15 protein-coding genes are annotated in these 19,008 nt (G+C 52.4%); 8 read left to right on the top strand and 7 right to left on the bottom strand.

The annotated features are described in order from the left end of the window. Window positions 1–14: 14 nt before the first annotated feature. From HV041_RS08530 to HV041_RS08540, 3 genes are read right to left on the bottom strand one after another with little or no spacing between them, the layout of a single operon-like run. Window positions 15–2,174: a virulence factor SrfC family protein gene (locus HV041_RS08530; RefSeq protein ID WP_121584672.1), complete on the bottom strand. Its 2,160-nt coding sequence runs from the start codon at window positions 2,172–2,174 to the stop codon at window positions 15–17. After that, complete coding sequence (locus HV041_RS08535; protein ID WP_048212586.1) at window positions 2,171–5,149, bottom strand: virulence factor SrfB; 2,979 nt, start codon at window positions 5,147–5,149, stop codon at window positions 2,171–2,173. Before HV041_RS08535 ends, HV041_RS08530 begins: the two co-directional genes overlap by 4 nt. A 4-nt stretch (window positions 5,150–5,153) precedes the next feature. Continuing rightward, complete coding sequence (locus HV041_RS08540; protein WP_121584671.1) at window positions 5,154–6,464, bottom strand: SrfA family protein; 1,311 nt, start codon at window positions 6,462–6,464, stop codon at window positions 5,154–5,156. A 282-nt stretch (window positions 6,465–6,746) separates the two neighbouring features. Here HV041_RS08540 and HV041_RS08545 point away from each other — a divergent pair, with 282 nt between their 5' ends. Together HV041_RS08545 and HV041_RS08550 are read left to right on the top strand one after the other, a co-directional pair. Then, window positions 6,747–8,345, top strand: coding sequence for an ABC transporter substrate-binding protein (locus tag HV041_RS08545; protein WP_121584670.1), 1,599 nt, complete (start codon window positions 6,747–6,749; stop codon window positions 8,343–8,345). Between the two features lie 17 nt (window positions 8,346–8,362). Next, a complete protein-coding gene (locus tag HV041_RS08550) occupies window positions 8,363–8,596 on the top strand; it encodes a YdcY family protein (protein ID WP_048211611.1) in 234 nt (77 codons plus the stop codon). A gap of 77 nt (window positions 8,597–8,673) precedes the next feature. On the opposite strand, the gene HV041_RS08555 is transcribed toward HV041_RS08550, so the two are convergent. Both HV041_RS08555 and mddA read right to left on the bottom strand, forming a co-directional pair. Then, window positions 8,674–9,123, bottom strand: a complete 450-nt coding sequence (locus HV041_RS08555; protein ID WP_048211612.1) for a DMT family transporter — start codon at window positions 9,121–9,123, stop codon at window positions 8,674–8,676. Next, window positions 9,120–9,638, bottom strand: a complete 519-nt coding sequence (mddA, locus tag HV041_RS08560) for an L-methionine sulfoximine/L-methionine sulfone acetyltransferase (protein ID WP_121584669.1) — start codon at window positions 9,636–9,638, stop codon at window positions 9,120–9,122. Before mddA ends, HV041_RS08555 begins: the two co-directional genes overlap by 4 nt. Before the next feature lie 37 nt (window positions 9,639–9,675). On the opposite strand from mddA, the gene HV041_RS08565 reads away from it, so the two are divergent. The 4 genes from HV041_RS08565 to HV041_RS08580 all read left to right on the top strand — a co-directional run bounded on the left by HV041_RS08565 (window position 9,676) and on the right by HV041_RS08580 (window position 13,039). After that, window positions 9,676–10,251: an XRE family transcriptional regulator gene (locus HV041_RS08565; protein WP_048211614.1), complete on the top strand. Its 576-nt coding sequence runs from the start codon at window positions 9,676–9,678 to the stop codon at window positions 10,249–10,251. Window positions 10,252–10,320: 69 nt separating this feature from the next. Further along, window positions 10,321–11,355, top strand: a complete 1,035-nt coding sequence (locus HV041_RS08570) for an NADP-dependent oxidoreductase (RefSeq protein WP_121584668.1) — start codon at window positions 10,321–10,323, stop codon at window positions 11,353–11,355. A 264-nt stretch (window positions 11,356–11,619) separates the two neighbouring features. Next, window positions 11,620–12,681 (top strand): YncE family protein, encoded by a 1,062-nt coding sequence (locus tag HV041_RS08575; RefSeq protein WP_121584667.1) that lies wholly within the window; start codon window positions 11,620–11,622, stop codon window positions 12,679–12,681. Between the two features lie 136 nt (window positions 12,682–12,817). After that, window positions 12,818–13,039, top strand: a complete 222-nt coding sequence (locus HV041_RS08580) for a YgdI/YgdR family lipoprotein (RefSeq protein WP_043016274.1) — start codon at window positions 12,818–12,820, stop codon at window positions 13,037–13,039. Window positions 13,040–13,083: 44 nt separating this feature from the next. Here the strand turns inward: HV041_RS08580 and ansP are convergent, their stop codons facing one another. After that, window positions 13,084–14,526, bottom strand: coding sequence for an L-asparagine permease (ansP, locus tag HV041_RS08585; RefSeq protein WP_121584666.1), 1,443 nt, complete (start codon window positions 14,524–14,526; stop codon window positions 13,084–13,086). Between the two features lie 277 nt (window positions 14,527–14,803). After that, entirely contained in the window at window positions 14,804–16,345 is a 1,542-nt protein-coding gene (locus HV041_RS08590) for a PAS domain-containing methyl-accepting chemotaxis protein (RefSeq protein ID WP_115643383.1), read from the bottom strand. A gap of 531 nt (window positions 16,346–16,876) precedes the next feature. On the opposite strand from HV041_RS08590, the gene HV041_RS08595 reads away from it, so the two are divergent. Both HV041_RS08595 and HV041_RS08600 read left to right on the top strand, forming a co-directional pair. Further along, on the top strand, window positions 16,877–17,875 hold the full coding sequence (locus HV041_RS08595) for an MsnO8 family LLM class oxidoreductase (RefSeq protein WP_061067930.1): 999 nt from the start codon (window positions 16,877–16,879) through the stop codon (window positions 17,873–17,875). After that, entirely contained in the window at window positions 17,875–18,996 is a 1,122-nt protein-coding gene (locus HV041_RS08600; RefSeq protein WP_121584665.1) for an amidohydrolase, read from the top strand. Before HV041_RS08595 ends, HV041_RS08600 begins: the two co-directional genes overlap by 1 nt. Window positions 18,997–19,008 lie beyond the last annotated feature (12 nt).

Raw genomic sequence — 19,008 nt, forward strand, 5'->3', positions numbered from 1 at the left:
TTGTCAATGCCGTTTCAGGGGGCCAGCAGAGCGACTAATCGCAGTCTGTCGTCTTTGGTTACGTCCAGGGGATGCTGGTATCCCACGTTTTCATTCGCACGGGTGTACAACGCAACCAGCCAGTCGTAAACGTGTCGGCTTGCACCGTGCTGCGGCTGCTCATCCAATTGAGTCAGGCGCGACATCGGTTGTTGTACTGGCGCACTGAAAATAGCCGCACCCTTGAGGATCCTGCTGGCAGGGCGTTGATCCTCTGCAACGTTGGCGTAGCCGAGCCAGGTAATAAAATCACCGATATCGGCGTGTAACTGCGCCCCGCAGACATTCTCTCGCTGCATAATCTGCTGAAGGCGTTGAGGCATCTCCAGTCGATAGCTGGTAGTGATAAGAATGTCGGCTACCTGTCTAAGCGTTCGCGGATCAAGCCGCAATCGGCGCGCATTATTGTCATCACGACACCACTGACGCACATGGTTGATCCACATTTTGTGCGCCTGGTATCCGGTCTCTTTGCTTTCGGATGCATGCGACGGTTCCCGGACGTCGGCAAACAGGTCAATCTCTTCATTAAAGAGTCCACTGACTTGTTCTTCACGTGGCTGCTGGATACGCAGCAACGACTCAAAACAGCGCATCGGTGGTAGTAACCCCTCCAGGAGTTCACCATGCTTTGCTGCCTGGGCCTGAAGCTGGCGGATCACTGTCTCGCTGGAGTCTGGCACGCTTTCGCTGTCGTTAAGCCAGCTCATCAGCGCCTCACGAACACGCTGTTGATGCTGTTCATGCAGGGACGTTAATCGCGACTGGCGTTGTTGAGCGGATGTCGCTTGCGACAGCCATTCAGCAAGGCGCAACAGGCTGTGTTTATCCAGTGCCTGCAATGTTCCCCAGCGCAACCCGGGCTTGCCCATTAATTGCTGCACGGCCTCATCAAGGTTTTGCTGTGTGCTAAAACGAGCATCTTGTGGCGTAATGGCCCACACAACCCCCGGTAATGCCGCATCGTGTACGGGTTGGGTATCGTTGGCCCAGCTCATCAGCTTACGCGTGATGGCCGGTGTCTGCGAGCGTGAAGACACTGCGTTGCAGATCAGCAGGACATCGGGTTGCAGATGCTGGCGGTAATGTTCCAACATCCAGCCTAATTTGGCCCGCCACAGCGGGTTGGGGTGGGCATCCGGTGCGAGGGGAATATCGAGCAGGTCGACGTTTTCCAACACCGAGTCTTCGACAGTCAGCACCAGTTCACGCGTCAGCAGCGCCAGCGATTCCAGCGACAGACTGACCGCGTTAAGCAACTGATGGTTTGCAACAGGATGAACCACCACATCGCTTTGCGCGTCATTCCCGGTTAATGCGACCTGGGTCAGGAAGCTTTCGGCGGGCAAGCCAAAATGATCGACCAACAAACTCAGCGGTGCGGCTAGCTCGTGCGCCTGTCCGGTTTGTTGCAAAGTATGCGCTAATGCCAGCCATTGCTGCGTTAACTCTGGTTGTTCTCCCCACAACAGCGCCCAGGCGTGAGCGCGGGTGGTTAGATCCAGCGCCGGCAGCAATGTAGCAAATTGATGCCATAGTGCATCATCAATTTGCTGCTGGTTTGCAGGAACACAAGAGCGCCAAAAACGGCCGATGGCGGCTACGTCATGTGCCGTGATGCCCTGAACCGGATGACGTTGACGCAGCGTTTGCCATTTTTCTAACCGGGCTTCAATAATCGATTTTTCAATCTGGCGGCTGTCAGGCATTGCGCAAAACTGCGTGATAAACAGCTGTACCAGTTCCGCTTCACTCAGTAGGCGCAGACGCAGGGGCCACTCGCTATCAACGGGATTGTCTTCACGCGTAAAGCGGATCGCCATATTGGTCGGCGCATGGCCCGGATTGATATGCGAAAAATAATCAAAACTGCGATCCGGTGTAGCAATATTCAATTTCCCACTGGTGTTGCTGCACAGTGCGGACAACAGATGTGCTTTTGCTGGCTGTGAATGACCGTACAGACCCACACAGCCACGCGCTGAAAACGCCGTATTCAGCGCAGACTCAGTAACCGCGGCGATGGTGAGCTGAGCGAGCAGGGAATCCGCTTCATCATCAAGACGCGCTGCGCGCTGGCGTGTGTCATTCACCCATTCGATGGCGGCTTGTGCTGTGTTAAACATCTTACTCATTTCAGGTACACACTCCCGCTATCAATCCAGTAATGGCTGCCGCTATGGCGACGATCTGCCAGTGTATTCAGTTTTAACGTTAGGGCATTGGCGGCAACGGGCGTGCCATCCTGTAGCCAGGCATCACTGAGAACGAAAAATTCCGGCCCTGTCTCTTTGCTGCCGCCGCGCAGTTGCAGCCGTACATTTAATACGCCGTCACCGGCAATCGTTTTTGCCAGCTCAGCGGAATTGATGCTCAGCGTATATAGCGGGGTGGCTGGCCAGCGGCTGTTTGCTAACTGGCGAAAGCCTAGCGTCACGTTGCCGCGCAGCGGGAAGTGCAGACGGGTATCCAGTTTTGCTCCAGGTTTATCCAGATCGATGTCGTGATACCAGATATTCTCATCGCGCAACGTATTGACCGTATTATCCAGTACGCCAAGGTAGCGGACCGTCGAGTACGCGCCGATATCCGCAGCTTTAAAATTAAAGCGCGGCAGGCGTAAATCCAGCGCCAGGCTACACAGCATCGCGCCAACGGCAGCGGTAGATTTTGGATTGCCGATACGCCCTTGCTGGCTGAACGGATACCACTCATGTACGCGATAGCTGTCCATCCAGATCATGCGGTTGACCGGAACGGGTTGCAGATGGCGGATTAGCGCCTGAACCCCCGGCAAACAGGCGGGTCTGCCAGTGACTAACAAAATATCGCAACGATAGTGGGAAATCGCTTCGCAAACGGCGTGCAGAGGGGATGTCAGGGTAAATTGCCCTGCCAGCAGCGCTTCTTGCAACTGCCTGAACTGTACCTGCAACGGAACGCTCAGCACATCAAAAGCCGGTGAACCAGACGGTAAAGCATGATCGATAGCCTGCTGGATATAGTTCATCACATTGCGTGTCGGGCGCTGAGAAAGCAGTTCGCCAAAGGTGGCGTGCAACCCCGCTACGGGATCGTTAATATCGCTTTGCTCCCAGGCACTGAGCACCGCATGACCCAGTGGCATAAAGAGTTGCAACGCGGTTTGTTGTCGCAAAATAGCCTGAGTATCGATTCTCCCGGAATCACCAAACAGTGTGGCCAGCAGCGCGGCGGCATCGGTCACGCCAGCTTGTTGTAAGCGAGTTTGCAGGGCGGGCAGTATGCAGCGTTGTATGACATCCAACAACATGTCGTCCCCGGCGACTTTGAAGCCTTCACGAAACAGCAGATGCGGGGTGATTTTGACATTCGCCCCAACGCCGTCATCCAGTTGATAATGGACCACGGCCATATCCGTCGTGCCGCCGCCAATATCGATGGAGGCGACGCGCAGTGCACGACCTTTAACTTCACCGGGTTCTGGCTGGCGGTCCGGACGGGCGAGGGCGTTAAAGAACGATTCTGTGTGCCCGTCATAGTGTGAAATCGCTTCGTTATACAGCCAAACCAACTGTCCGCAGCTGGCCTCATCCCACTCCATCTGGATCTCAGGTACGGGAACAACGCTCTTTTCTTGCTGTTTGCGGGTGGTGAAATCTTCGTCCTGCGGGTGCCAGCCCATTGCTTTCCAGACCAGCGCAATGGCTTCAAACATACGCAGACGGAAGATCTCTCGCTCCTGTTTTGGCATGGCTGACGGCAGAGTGAGGATCAGCGTGCGCAACTGGCGTGGAGAGGCCGGGAACCCGAGACGCAGCCGTGTCGCTACGCTGTTAATTTGTCCCAGCGCCTGGGCCAGAATCTCGCACAACATATGCGTCATCAGCGTGCTGCGGCTGTATTGTGGTGAGAACACCGGCAGCCGGTCATCTTGCGGCAGGCTGAACAGCGGCTGACCGTCATCGTTCATCAGATTCATCAGCGGGAAGGCGGTAGCCAGCGGCTCGCGCTGCGTTTTACTGTTCATCTGGCTAAAGCGCCAGTCGTGTAAAACGGGGGTTTCATCCCATAAGTACCGGCGTGGGCTGGAGATCCCACTACTGCCTTCCGTTCCCATACGCTGCATCGCCAGCTTACGGGCTTCATCCCCAACGCGGACAATCGACGGCCAGATAAAGGCATCATCGCGGCCACTCTCAACGGAGAAATGTTGCTTACCAAAGCGCGCCTCGGAAAACTCCAGTCGGCTGGTGAACAGGGGATCGTTGAGGAACTGTGGTTCACTTAATGAACGCACCTGCAATTCAGCCGTCTGACGCAAACCGTCATTGGCATCGCCATGATCTTCAATCAACACGCCGCAGGTATGGGTATTGCCAATATCCAGAATCAGATCGACAGGAATCGCGGGCGTGCTGAGCGTATGGGTCACCAGCTTCACTTCCGGGACGGAAAGTTGTTCGCCTAACAGGGTCAACAAATTCAGCCAGTGCGCCTGGTATTCAAAGTTGCGTAGAGCTTGTTGGATCTCCTGCTCTGAACGGTTTTCTTGCTGTGTGACGTGCTGCAAAAAGGACTCGCGTAGCCAGCCATCAATCCACGTCTGGTCGAGGAAATCTGCGATCTCATTATCGTGCCAGGCCAGCGCAAATCGCGTGCCATTCAGCAGATCGTTCTCATTGGGCGTCAATGCTGCCGGGGCTTCAGTCAACTGACTGTCCAGCGCCACCGTGACACGGTGAGTATTGCCGGCACTGTCCGGTTGTGCGAGTTTTCGCACCTGGACGCGCGCCCAGTTATCCGGGCCTTCAACAAATGTGCGGGGCGGGTTAAAACGCAGGAACGGCAGCGGCAACCAGACACCGTCAAGTACGTCCAGAGAATAATGCAGCGTCTGCGTGCTTTCCGGTTTCACTACTTCGGGCTGGCCACCGGTATTACCCGGCAGGGTATAGCGTCCCGACGCCAGATCAAAATCCAGACGCAGTAGCGGACCGTTTGCCGTTTTGCGAACAAAACGACCGTGGTGCGCAGATTCCTGTGGTGTCAGCCCAAAATCCAGAAATTGCACACCGCTATTGGCGATGAGCGTTACGCTCTGTTTGTAATCACACAGATTCACCAACATAAAATCAGGCACCTATCTTTTTGATCGTCAAAGGGATTTCCGCGTGTTCGTCATAACGTGCGGTACAAGCTGCGACGTCGTTTGTTCCTGCTTTGCAGGTGATTTCAGGCATTGGGTAACGCGAACCGTCCGTGCAACGGGCATTCCCGCGACTCTTAATCATTAATTCGCCCGATTGATGCAGACCAGAGAAAATTTCGGCGCGGCAAACGATATTGTCGCCATGCACGACGCGCGCAGTGCCCTTATTGGCCTGGATCTGATAGCGCAGCGATGGGGCTTTACCGCTGACCGGATCTTTTATATCGACCAGCACACGCCAGTTGCCGTTAAGAAAACGTGTTGTACCTGCCTTCATCTGGTTGGCATCCATTACCAGCGCATCTTTCGGGATGGCGGCTATCACCACCGGTCCTTCTACGGGCTTCTCTTTTTTCACTGGTGGAATAACGTCAGCCCGATGCAGCGGCAGCGAAGGTGTTAGTTCAGGCAGCGGTTTACTGTCTACCTTTGCAACGTCAATGGAGGCAACCGTAGGTGCGGGAGATTCCGTGTGTTGTTTCCACAATAGCGGCCCTGCAATGGCGGCAATCACTGCAGCAGCAACGGGCAGGCTCCACAGCGGCAGGCGTCGCGTAGGCTTACGCTGTACTGGCGGCGGCGCAATCTCTGGCTCACTTGCAATGACCAGGGGTTGTGGTTCGGGGTCAGCGGGTTTCGGTAGCTCAATAGCTGTTGTCAGCAGCGGGGTATCGGCCTCGGCGAAAGTGATTTCCGCCGGGATTTCTTCGACTTCCGGCTCCGGTTCAGGTGCCAATACAACCGGGGGAACGTCGGTATGACGCAGGCAATCGAGTACATCGTCACGGGTGTTTTCATTCAGATTGACGAAGCCCCAGAACGTAATGACGGGCTTGCCATCAACCAGGAACACGTGGTTCTCACCTGGAAACTGGATGGCTTTGTCGAGAAGTGAACCAAACAGTTGCAGAGAAGTTTTACCCGATTGCAGGCTTTTCCGGCTCAGTGCCGCGGCATTCTCCAGCGTACTGGACAGATAGCGCAGAGCCCGAAAACGCGCATCTTCATCAGCGGCTTTCCACGCGACAGCCTTTCCTTCAACCGGGGAATACCAGTCCACCCGATCGCCACTGTCGTTAACTTGTGGTATTGCCAGACAATCCGCCATCGCCTGTTGTTTACGCAGACGAAGCGTTTCACGAATTTGTAGTGCTGAATCAAACACGGCCTGACCACCGCCACCCACGGCCTGATAGTCATCCAAATTGCCGCTGCGCAAGAGAGTTTTTGCCACGTAATTGCCCCTTAGACTTCTTCACACATCTACTTTACGGGGAATAAAAGTAAGCAAACGTTGGAAGAGAGGCAAAAAGGGGCGAATTTTCATGGCATAGAGTATTGGGAAAAATCTTGACGTTTTGAAAAAGACTTAAGGTAAATTATTTCACCTGCGATGATGAATTAATCAGCGAAACCTGCCAGATTAGAATAACCTGATAGAGATTTGTTATTAGTGCGTATTTGCCAGCTATGCTCTGATAGACGAGTAAATAATAAAAGAAGAAGGCTTATAACCATGATTGCAAGGAAAACGCTGCTCGCGCTGGCACTCAGCGCCGTCTTACCAACAGGCGCTGCATATGCCGCCAGTACTGATACCATCGTTTACTGTTCTGAAACATCCCCGGAATCATTTAACCCCCAAATAGCCAGTTCAGGTCCGTCGTTTGTCGCCAGTTCACAGGTGTTGTACAACCGATTGATCAACTTCGATCCGGTCAAAAATACTCCGGTCCCGTCTCTGGCAACGGAGTGGACAATTTCCCCCGACGGCAAGACCTACACATTTACCCTGCGTCAGGGCGTGAAGTTCAATAGTAATAAGTTCTTTAAACCTACCCGTGATTTCAATGCTGATGACGTCGTTTTCTCAGTATTACGCCAGAAAGATGCCGATCATCCGTACCATAAGGTTTCACAGGGTAGCTATGAATATTTCAACGATGTTGGCCTGGACAAACTGATCAAAGAGGTTAAAAAGGTTGATGATTATCACGTTCAGTTTGTTCTGAACGAACCCAACGCTGCATTTCTTGCTGACTGGGGGATGGATTTCGCCTCTATTCTTTCGGCTGAATATGCCGACGAGATGCTGAAAAAAGGCACGCCGGAAAACGTCGATAACTGGCCGATTGGTACTGGGCCTTATGTCTTGCAACAGTACAAGCAGGATTCACAAATCCGCTATCTGGCCAACCCGAACTACTGGGATGGTGAAGTTCCAACGAAACATCTGATTTTCTCCATCACACCAAACGTACAGACGCGACTGGCGAAACTGCAAACCAACGAATGCCAGATTATTCCCGCGCCAGCACCGGTGCAGTTTGATGAAATCAAAAAGAACAAAGATCTGACGCTGCATTCGGTTGAAGCGCTGAACGTCGGTTATCTGGCGTTTAATACGGAGAAAAAACCGTTTGATAACGTACTTGTGCGCCAGGCGCTGAACTATGCGACAGATAAAAAAGCCATTATTAACGCGGTCTTTTTAGGTTCCGGAACGGTGGCGAAATCGCCAATCCCGCCGAATATGATGGGCTTCAATAAAGACCTGAAAGATTACGCTTACGACCCGCAGAAAGCGAAAGAGCTGCTGAAGAAAGCGGGGCTGGAAAACGGTTTTGAAGCGACACTGTGGTCTATGCCGGTGCAGCGCCCCTATAACCCGAACTCTCGTCGTATTGCTGAGATGATTCAAAGCGACTGGGCAAAAGTTGGTGTGAAGGCGAAAATCGTCTCCTGGGAATGGGGGGAATATCTCTCCGGGATGCGTAAAGGCGAGCACGATACTGCGTTGTTTGGCTGGATGTCAGATAACGGTGACCCGGATAACTTTGCCGATGTTCTGCTGGGTTGTGACAGCATTAAAACCGGATCAAACGCCGCGCGCTGGTGTGATAAAGAGTATAATTCGCTGGTTCAAAAGGCGAAACTGGTGAGCAAACCGCAAGAGCGCGCCGCACTTTACCAGCAGTCGCAGGAAATTTTCTATCAGCAGGCCCCGTGGATTGCGCTGGCGAATGGCAAAACCTTCTATGCCACACGCAGCAACGTCAGCGGATACAGCGTTAGCCTGATGGGCAGTGATTTTTCAAAAGCGAAATTAAATTAATGAGTTAAGGAGGGAGTATGTCGCATCTGGATGAGGTCAGCGCACGTGTTGATGCCGCCATTGAAGAGAGCGTCATTACGCATATGAATGAATTGCTGATTGAGTTGAGCGATGATGTTGCGTTGAGCCGGGAAGATCGTTATACCCAGCAACAACGTTTGCGTACGGCAATTGCACATCATGGGCGCCAGCATAAAGAAGATATGGAAGCGCGTCGTGAGCAGTTGACCAAAGGCGGCTCTATTCTTTGATATTTCCTTGCCGGATGGCGGTGTTCACACCTTATCCGGCGTTCTGTAGGCCTGATAGGCGAAGCGCCATCAGGCAATTAAAACGAACGTCTTGCCACCAGCCAGGCACCCACAACCAGCAATATCGCACCGCATACCGGACCCACCAGCGCGCGAAGCGGTACACCCTGGCTACGCAGAATATCCAGCACCAGACCGCCAATAAGCTGGCTGGCGACCAGCACCGCGATGGTGGTGGCAGCGCCTACGTTTTGGTATCCGCTGATACTGGCAAAAACAAAGAACGATCCCAGTAAACCCGGGATCAATGTCCACCAGCGCACGCTGGAAACCAGTTCGCCAAACCCCGCCGCACCTTGTTTAAACCACAGTATGCTGACAAACAAGACGATCCCGACCAGTGAGTTAAGCAACATAGCAATAAGGATTGTCGAGGACGTCTGGGTAATGCGTACCATCAAAGTGTTTTGCACCACCAGACCAATACCTGCGGCAATCAGAAAGGAGAGGGTCAGCGTCTGGTTCATCCACGCGCATCCGGTTCGCTGCGGTTGTCTAACTGTAGCTGCATAAAAGTCAGATCCAGCCAACGACCAAATTTAGTCCCGACCTGGGGCATCTGCGCGGTAATATTGAAACCCAGCGTGCTATGCAGGTGGAGCGATGCCTGATTGTGCGACTCAATTCCTGCCACCATGACATGCTTGCCACACGCGCGCGCTTCTTCAATGAGTCTGCTGAGCAGCCTGCGCCCCAGTCCTTTTCCCTGATGTTCCGGGTGCACGTACACTGAATGTTCGACGGTATGACGGAAACCGTCAAAGTTGCGCCAGTCGCCAAAAGAGGCGTACCCCGTGACGACGCCATTCTCTTCACTTACCAGTACCGGATACCCCATCAGTTGGCGAGCTTCATACCAGGAGATGCGGTTTTCGGCATCGACCGTTTGATCGTTCCAGATAGCGGCCGTATGCAGTACGGCGTGATTGTAGATTTCTGCGATGGCGGCGCAGTCGTCTTTGCTGGCAAATCGAATTGACATGTTGAACCTCAGGGGTTGTTCACTATAGTATTACAATATGAATACTATTGAAGACAGTATAAATCAACGGATCAGTGCAAGAATTCGCATTGAGCGGGAATCTCGCGGCTGGTCGCTGACGGAACTTGCCGAACGAGCAGGGGTCTCGCGGGCGATGATCCATAAAATAGAACGTGGAGAGAGCAGTCCAACGGCGACGCTACTGGGACGGCTTTCCGGTGCGTTTGGTATCAGCATGTCGACGCTGATTGCCCGAGCCGAAATGCAGGAGGGTAAACTGCTGCGTTTCGCCGACCAGCCGGTCTGGCACGATCCGCAAAGCCACTATTTGCGCCGTCACGTATCTCCGCGCAGCGATCTGCCTATCGATCTGGTGCAAATCGAATTACCGGCCGGCAGTGATATCCCGATGCCCGCCTCTTCCTACGTGCAGGCCCGACAGCTTCTCTGGTTGCAGCAGGGCGAATTGGTGTTTGTGGAAGGTGATACACGCCATGAAATGAAAGCCGGGGACTGCCTGGAGCTGGGGCCGCCAAATGACTGTCGGTTTATCAATGAAACCGCGCAGTCCTGCGTTTATCTGGTTGTGCGGTTAAACCACGCTGGCAATTAATGTGAAAGCATCACAGAGATAGCGCGTCTACTATTGATGGATTCATGCCAAAAGCTGAGGAGAACATCAATGGGTCAACAAATTCAACGCAATCGTCGCTGGGTTCTGGCGTCACGCCCGCATGGCGCACCGGTGCCCGGTAACTTCCGTCTGGAAGAAGAGGCCATCACCCCCCCCGGTGACGGAGAGGTGTTACTGCGTAACGTCTACCTCTCACTCGATCCCTATATGCGTGGGCGTATGAGTGACGAACCGTCTTATTCGCCCCCGGTTGAGATTGGCGCAGTGATGGTGGGCGGCACGGTCAGTCGGGTCGAGGCATCGAATCATTCGGATTTTAAACCCGGTGAATGGGTGTTGAGCTATAGCGGCTGGCAGGACTTCGCCATCTCAAAGGGTTCTGATTTGGTAAAGTTAGGCGATCATCCTGAGCATCCTTCCTGGGCGCTTGGTCTGCTGGGTATGCCGGGCTTTACGGCGTATATGGGGCTGCTGGATATTGGCCAGCCCAAAGCCGGTGAGACACTGGTTGTTGCTGCGGCAACCGGACCTGTTGGCGCAACCGTGGGCCAGATCGGTAAACTGAAGGGCTGTCGGGTCGTTGGGGTAGCTGGTGGGGCAGAGAAATGTCGCCATGCTACTGACGTGTTGGGCTTTGATATTTGCCTCGATCATCATGCCCCCGATTTCGCACTCCAACTGGCACAAGCCTGTCCGCAGGGTATCGATATCTATTATGAAAACGTCGGCGGTAAAGTTTTTGATGCCGTTTTGCCGTTACTCAACACCTCCGCGCGTATTCCGCTGTGTGGTCTGGTGAGTGGTTATAACGCGACATCACTGCCGACGGGCCCAGACCGTTTACCGTTGCTTATGGCCACGTTACTGAAAAAACGTATTCGCTTGCAGGGCTTTATCATTGGTCAGGATTATGGTCACCGCATTCATGAATTTCAGCGAGAAATGGGGCGCTGGGTCCAGGAAGGCAAGATCCACTATCGCGAGCAGGTCACTGAGGGGCTGGAAAATGCACCGGAGACCTTTATCGGTCTGCTGACCGGTAAAAACTTTGGCAAGGTCGTAATTCGGCTTGCTGAAGAGTGATACGGAGGGGTTAAAGGCGGTAACAACCGGATGGCGTCACGCCGCCATCCGGCAAGAGTTGTAGAGCCAATCTGTCTGAATATTGATTTCGCCGCAAGCGAGTATTCATGGAGAAAATAAGCAGGTTTTCACCGAATGTGAATAAACACTCCACTTTGCGATAAATAATGATTACTATTCTCATTCTTAAAAAGGCAAAACCATGATTTTGCTCATTGAAGCTATGTGAAGCAGTAACAACTGAATTTATCAAAGGGAGTCGTCATGTCTTTACGTCATCTGTTTTCACCGCGCCTGCGTGGTTCTTTACTGTTAGGTTCACTGCTGGTTGCATCATCATTTAGCACGCAGGCTGCGGAAGAACTGCTGCGCAAAGGCGTAGGTAAAGGCGCCTACGAAATGGCGTACAGCCAGCAGGAAAACGCACTGTGGCTGGCCACCTCGCAGAGTCGTAAGCTGGATAAAGGTGGGATAGTTTACCGTCTTGATCCGGTGACGCTTGAAGTGACTCAGGTTATTCATAACGATCTCAAACCGTTTGGCGCGACCATCAATAACGCGACGCAAACGCTGTGGTTTGGTAATACCGTGAATAGCGCGGTGACTGCGATTGATGCGAAAACCGGTGAGGTGAAAGGGCGTCTGGTACTGGATGCGCGTAAACGTTCTGAAGATGTCCGTCCGCTGCAGCCTCGTGAACTGGTCGCCGATGATGCCACCAACAAGGTATACATCAGCGGAATTGGTAAGGAGAGCGTGATTTGGGTGGTGGACGGTGAGACTGTCAAACTTCAGGACACGATTCAAAATACCGGTAAAATGAGCACTGCACTGGCCGTCGACAGCAAGGCTAAACGCCTGTATACCGCCAATGCCGATGGCGAATTCATTACCATCGATACCGCCTCCAACAAAATTCTCAGCCGCAAAAAACTGCTGGACGATGGCAAAGAGCACTTCTTCATTAACCTGAGCCTGGATACGGCAGGTCATCGTGCGTTTGTCACTGACTCTAAAGCAGCGGAAGTGCTGGTTATCGATACCCGTAACGGCAACGTGCTGGCAAAAGTTGCCGCGCCGGAATCCCTGGCCGTACTGTTCAACCCGGTGCGTAATGAAGCTTACGTGACCCACCGTCAGGCCGGTAAAGTCAGCGTGATCGACGCGAAAAGCTATACAGTGGTTAAAACCTTCGATACCCCGACGTTCCCAAACAGCCTGGCGCTCTCCGCCGATGGTAAAACCCTGTACGTTAGCGTGAAACAGAAATCCACACGCGAGCAGGAAGCGACTCAACCGGACGATGTTATTCGTATCGCCCTGTAATTATTCGGAGGGGGCAACCCCTCCTGTCATTTCTCTATACTCCACGATACGCCTCGTTACACCCCATCGGTAGCCTGACAAACTTCAGAGACTTACACTACGCCCTCAACGGCTAACTGAATAACACGGGAATACCATGAAAAAGCCATTAATCTGTCTTTGTGCGGGCGTAATGCTGTTTACGCTGGCAGGGTGCACCACCGATTACGTCATGACGACGAAAAGCGGACAAACGATTACCACCCAGGGCAAACCAAAACTGGATAAAGATACGGGAATGACCAGCTATACCGATCAGGACGGGAATGCGCGGGAAATTAACAGCAATGATGTTGCTCAGCTAATTGAAGCAAACTAAGTCGCTCAAACAGGTAGGCCAGAAATCTGACCTACCTTAAAGCGTTACGGCGCGGTACGGTGGATTTCCGCGACGCGTTTACGTACACCAAACCAGCCAGCGACCAGCAGAATGGCAATCAGCGGTAATGAGGCGATAGTGTAGGTCCCATTCGGATAGTCAAACGCCATCAGCACCAGCACAGCCAGTAAAAACAACAGTGTTAACCAGGACGTAAACGGCGCACCGGGCAGTTTGAAGTGAACGTCTGCCGCTTTGCCATCTTTAATGGCCCGACGCAGACGCATCTGGCACACCATAATGAAGGCCCACGATGCAATGATGCCCAGCGAGGCAAAGTTAAGCACGATCTCGAATACCTGCGAAGGCACCAGATAGTTGAGGAAAACCCCGACGACGTACACGACAAGCGTGGCAAGTATGCCAGCATAAGGTACGTGTTGACGGCTCATTTTGGCCATAAATTTGGGCGCGGAACCGCCCATCGACATTGAGCGCAAAATACGACCAGTGCAATACAAACCCGAGTTGAGGCTGGAAAGCGCAGCGGTAAGCACCACGATATTCATAATACTGCCAATATAGGGAACGCCGAGTTTGGAAAAGAAGGTAACAAACGGGCTTTGACCTGCCTGATAGGCATTCCAGGGCAGCAGCATGACCAGTAACACCACTGAACCCACATAGAACAGGCCAATTCGCCAGATAACGCTGTTAATCGCTTTTGGCACCATCGTTTGCGGATCTTTGCACTCACCCGCCGCAGTGCCTACCAGTTCAATGGAAGCAAATGCAAAGACGACGCCCTGTACCAGTACCAGCGCTGGCAGCAGGCCATGCGGGAAAAAACCACCGTTGTCGGTGATCAGATGAAAACCCGTGGCGTTACCATCGAGCGGTTTTCCCGTGCCTAAAAAGACAGTCCCGACGACCAGGAAGATAACGATAGCCAGCACTTTGACCAGTGCAAACCAGAACTCCATCTCCGCAAACCACTTTACGCCGATCATGTTCATGGTGCCGACAATGGCCAATGCGCCGAGGGCAAACACCCATTGCGGTACGTCACCAAATGCGCCCCAGTAGTGCATATACAAGGCCACGGCCGTGATATCCACGATTCCGGTCATCGCCCAGTTGATGAAGTACATCCAGCCAGCCACATAGGCCGCTTTCTCACCTAAAAATTCGCGGGCATAAGAGACAAAGCTGCCGCTGGAAGGGCGGTGTAAAACCAGTTCACCGAGTGCCCGCAGAATGAAGAATGAAAAAATACCGCAGACCAGATAGACCAGTGCTAAAGCGGGGCCGGCCATTTGCAAACGTGCGCCAGCCCCTAAAAATAACCCGGTACCAATAGCACCGCCAATGGCGATCATTTGTACCTGCCGGTTACCCATCGCTTTGTGATACCCCTCTTCGTGAGCATTCAACCAGCGTCGTTTCGCCGCGTGTTGTTCCGCGGCTTGCGTGTTGTGTGTGTTCATTACGTTTCCTGTTAACCTGACTAATTTACAAAATCCTTTTTGCCGCAGCAGTTGCGGCGAAAACAGCGTTACCCTTCATTGTGTTACCGCGGGAAACTGTCGGCCGAGCATCCTACATTCAATTGAGAAGTGACGCAAAGCCTGGACACGGGGAAGTGGGGTTTTTCTGTGGCCTGAATCGACGGGATGTGGACTCGATTCAGTAAAAACAGAGGCGGTGGGAAAATGCGAAGGAATGCGCTCATCCTGATCGTCAGCAGAATGAGCGCTGTTTGCCTTATACCGACACGCCAAAGACCTGCACGGCCTGCTGCAATCGCGATGAGCGCTGCGTTAAATCGGCAGTTGCGTCAGTGACACGCTCCACCATCTCGGCATTATTGTGCGTCATGGTACCAACACGCGAAATGGAATCATTAATCAGATCCAACGCCTGGGTTTGCTCCCGCGTTGCCAGACTAATGTCTTTAATCATCATCGACATCTGTAACACATCGCTGATCATTCCGGTGAGATGCGTTTCTGTTTGTTCAACCATTTTTACGCCGGTATTGACGTTAGCGACGTTCTTCTCGATAAGCTGTTTAATCTCTTTTGCCGCTGATGCAGAGTGTTGCGCAAGATTGCGCACCTCCGCGGCCACGACGGCAAAACCGCGCCCGGATTCTCCGGCACGCGCCGCCTCAACGGCCGCGTTGAGCGCCAGAATATTAGTCTGGAAGGCAATGCTATCAATTACGCCAATGATATCGACAATCTGACCATTATCACGAGAGATCGCCTGCATCATGGCGATAGTTTGTTTCATAATATCGCCGCCTTCAGCGGCATTGGTGCTGGTTTGGTCTGCCATCGTCATGGTATGTGCCGCCGTTTCTGCAGTTTGCTGCACTGCACTACCAATTTCTTCAATGGCGGCAGCGGTTTGCTGAAGGTCTGCGGATGTTTCTTCAGAACGCGTATGCAGCGCAATACCTTCTTTAGAAACGCGTTGGCTGATGGCCTGAATTCCGGATATTTGCGTACTAACGTCATCAACCAGTGAATTTAGATTAAGTCCGGATTGATTAACCAGCCGCATTAACATGCCGATTTCATCTACGCGATTTAAATGACAGTTATCGGGTTTTCGTCCGGATACGACTTTCTTCATTTGAGTCAATAGTGTATTAACTGGCTGACAAATTTGGCACTTAAGGTAAATGGCAAATAACAGAAATAACGCCAGTAAACCGCCGGATTGAATAAAATGATTTACGGGAGCGAAGATTAATAACAAAGAGAGCAGGGCAACGACTCCCAAAGCATAATTGACGCGTTGACTAATGCTCAACCATTTAAACATTGAAGTCCATGCCAATATGCCACGGCGAATGATAATACCCTTAAAAAGACGGAACCCGCTAAGTTGTTGATTATTTATTTTTTCATACAACTGCTCACTCTGAGATATTTCGTTTCGCGAAGGAACAGTACGCACTGAGATGTAACCCGTTAACTTTTCATTGTGCCAAACGGGCGTGACGTTGGCACGTACCCAGTAGTGGTCACCGTTTTGACGCCGGTTTTTCACCATTCCCGTCCAGCTGTCACCTTGCTGCAACGTGTACCACATGTCAGCAAACGCGGCTGGCGGCATATCCGGATGGCGAATAATATTATGTGGTTCACCCATTAATTGACTTTCGTTAAAACCACTGGCATCGATAAACGCGGAGTTTGCATAGGTAATATGACTCTCTTTATCTGTCGTCGATAGCAGCGTCGCTTTACCGTTAAGTGTGTGCTCAATTTGTGTAACGGGCATGTTACTTTTCATAAAGGCCCCATGATGGTATGTATAATTCATACAAAGATCCCCGTAATAATGCCAGGGGATATTAAAAAGCTGTTTTAAACCATTTTAATAAGAAACGCTGCATTCTCTACTAATCATCAGTTCTGTGAAAGTATTTAAAATAAAAAAATTAATGCGTGGAACCTATGTCTCTTTCATAAAAATGAAACAATCAATACAAGCGCATAACACAGACAGGTGTTTAGTCTGACTTAAATTAAATTCATTACTGAACGCATGCGTAAAAATAAATCAAACGGAAAAGGATGTTGTCGTCTTTCCAGTATCAATAAAAAACCTATTATATTTTGTAGTATGCAAATACAAGCCATTTTTTCTGCAGAGTGCCGCGTCCAAAACCGGAAGTTTGGTTCCTGTTGGTATGAACGTTATCCCTGATCGCTGCGGGGTTGGTTATCTGTTTTTTAGCTGAGCAAATGTGAATTAAATGTTTCTATATGGTTATTTTATAATTTAATAATACTGACATGTTAACAAATATAGGCCTGCAACATGTCATACCGCCTGAGTATTCTGGATAAAAGCCCCATCGGAGAAGGTGAAACTGCCGCAACCGCACTGACCCGTACGCTGCGCCTGGCACAACGCGCAGAAGAGTGGGGGTACCATCGTTTCTGGATCGCGGAACACCATAATACGCCACAGCTTGCCAGTCCATCGCCGGAGCTGGTGATCGCCTGGATACTGGGACAAACCCAGCGCATTCGCGTGGGTTCCGGCGGCGTCATGCTGCAACACTATAGCCCCTACAAAGTTGCGGAAAACTTTAATCTTCTGGCCTCACTGGCGCCGGGACGTGTCGATCTTGGGATTGGAAAAGCGCCAGGCGGCTTACCGCTGTCAACGCAGGCACTGCAGTTGGGTCTTCATCAGGAAGAAAAAGGCAGTTTTGCCGACCAGCTTGCTCAACTGAACGCCTGGCTGGCGCTGACCGGGACAGAAAGCGGGCAGACAGTATTCCCGACACCGCTCCCGCCTGCGCCGCCGCAAAGATTTGTGCTTGGCGCGAGCGTAGAAAGTGCACGCCTGGCGGCAGAGTCTGACTGGAACTTTATTTTCGCGGCGCACCTGAACGGCGATAAAGCGTTACTGCATGAGGTGCTGAGCTTCTGGCAGGCCAACAGTTCACGTCCAACGATTGTCGCCGTACAGGTTATTGTGGCTGACAGCAGTGATATGGCTGCGCAACTGGCGGAAGATGTACAAATCTGGGGCGTCGAGTTGGAGGATGGGCAACGTGTCACCGTCGCCAGCGAAGAGCAGGCGCTGGCTTTCGCCGCGCAGGCGGGCAGCGCACCGCGAACAATCGCCCGGCGTGAGCAGGCGTTACTGCACGGGAGTGCCCAGGAGGTGGTGGCAACACTGCGCTCATTGCAGGTGCAATACGGTATTGATGAATTCATTATCGATACGCCGGTGGCCGAAGGTCAGGCGCGCCTGACATCGTTACGCCTGCTGGCGCAAGCCCATAGCACGATGGAGGTTGTCTGATGTCATTAGCCTCACAGCTTATCGACTGGCGTCGCGAGCTACATCAGTACCCGGAGCTGTCCCTCCAGGAAGTGGCGACAACCGCGCGTATTCGTGACTGGTTGCATGCTGCAGATGTCACTTTATTGCCATTCAATTTGAAAACCGGAGTGGTTGCCGAAATCGGTCAGGGAGAAGATGTCATCGCTCTGCGGGCGGATATCGATGCGTTACCGATAGAAGAAAACACCGATGTGCCGTTTCGCTCCCTCACACCGGGCGTGATGCATGCCTGCGGGCATGACGTCCATACCAGCGTCATGCTTGGTGCTGCACTGCTGCTTAAACAACAGGAAACAACCTTACCGGGGCGAGTACGTATTTTGTTTCAACCAGCTGAAGAGAGTTTCGGCGGCGCAAAAACGCTGATCCGCGCCGGAGCGCTGCAAAACGTAGCGGCTATTTTCGGTATGCACAATGAGCCCGGTTTGCCGGTGGGCGAATTTGCCACACGCGGCGGTGCGTTCTATGCCAATGTCGATCGCTTTGTGCTGCGTATTACCGGAAAAGGTGCGCATGCGGCACGCCCACACGAGGGAAAAGATGCCATCCTCCTCGCCAGTCAACTGGTGACGGTATTACAAAGTGTCGCCAGCCGTGAGGTCAATACGCTGGATTCGGTGGTGCTTAGCGTCACCCGAATTCAGGGGGGAAATACATGGAACGTACTACCGGAATCCGTTGAGCTGGAAGGGACGCTTCGGACACATCGCGCAGAGGTGCAACAACAGGTTAAATCGCGGGTCAGTGATATTGTCGCTGGGTTTGCCCACGCCTTTGGCGCACAGATCGATGTTATCTGGCACGCGGGGCCCACGGCCCTGGTCAATGACGCGCACTGGGCCGATATTGCGACCAAAGTAGCCAGACAATCCGGTTACACAACGCATCATGCCGACCTGCATATGGGCGGGGAGGATTTTGCCGTTTATTTGCAAAATACACCTGGTGCGTTTGTTAGCATCGGTAGTGCCAGTGAATACGGATTACATCATCCGGGATTTAATCCGGATGAACGGTTAATTGAACCTGCCGCACACTACTTTGCACATTTAGCAAAAACGGCATTCGCACACCTTTAATTTACCTGTTGG

Source organism: Citrobacter sp. RHBSTW-00029, assembly GCF_014104295.1.
In the GTDB taxonomy this organism is placed as follows: Bacteria; Pseudomonadota; Gammaproteobacteria; order Enterobacterales; family Enterobacteriaceae; genus Citrobacter; species Citrobacter youngae.

Coding starts and splice junctions, on each gene's coding strand:
- ansP (WP_121584666.1), bottom strand. CDS start 14,526: ATGAACACACACAACACGCAAGCCGCGGAACAACACGCGGCGAAACGA.
- HV041_RS08555 (WP_048211612.1), bottom strand. CDS start 9,123: ATGAACCAGACGCTGACCCTCTCCTTTCTGATTGCCGCAGGTATTGGT.
- mddA (WP_121584669.1), bottom strand. CDS start 9,638: ATGTCAATTCGATTTGCCAGCAAAGACGACTGCGCCGCCATCGCAGAA.
- HV041_RS08570 (WP_121584668.1), top strand. CDS start 10,321: ATGGGTCAACAAATTCAACGCAATCGTCGCTGGGTTCTGGCGTCACGC.
- HV041_RS08535 (WP_048212586.1), bottom strand. CDS start 5,149: ATGTTGGTGAATCTGTGTGATTACAAACAGAGCGTAACGCTCATCGCC.
- HV041_RS08545 (WP_121584670.1), top strand. CDS start 6,747: ATGATTGCAAGGAAAACGCTGCTCGCGCTGGCACTCAGCGCCGTCTTA.
- HV041_RS08550 (WP_048211611.1), top strand. CDS start 8,363: ATGTCGCATCTGGATGAGGTCAGCGCACGTGTTGATGCCGCCATTGAA.
- HV041_RS08595 (WP_061067930.1), top strand. CDS start 16,877: ATGTCATACCGCCTGAGTATTCTGGATAAAAGCCCCATCGGAGAAGGT.
- HV041_RS08575 (WP_121584667.1), top strand. CDS start 11,620: ATGTCTTTACGTCATCTGTTTTCACCGCGCCTGCGTGGTTCTTTACTG.
- HV041_RS08590 (WP_115643383.1), bottom strand. CDS start 16,345: ATGAAAAGTAACATGCCCGTTACACAAATTGAGCACACACTTAACGGT.
- HV041_RS08565 (WP_048211614.1), top strand. CDS start 9,676: ATGAATACTATTGAAGACAGTATAAATCAACGGATCAGTGCAAGAATT.
- HV041_RS08530 (WP_121584672.1), bottom strand. CDS start 2,174: ATGAGTAAGATGTTTAACACAGCACAAGCCGCCATCGAATGGGTGAAT.
- HV041_RS08600 (WP_121584665.1), top strand. CDS start 17,875: ATGTCATTAGCCTCACAGCTTATCGACTGGCGTCGCGAGCTACATCAG.
- HV041_RS08580 (WP_043016274.1), top strand. CDS start 12,818: ATGAAAAAGCCATTAATCTGTCTTTGTGCGGGCGTAATGCTGTTTACG.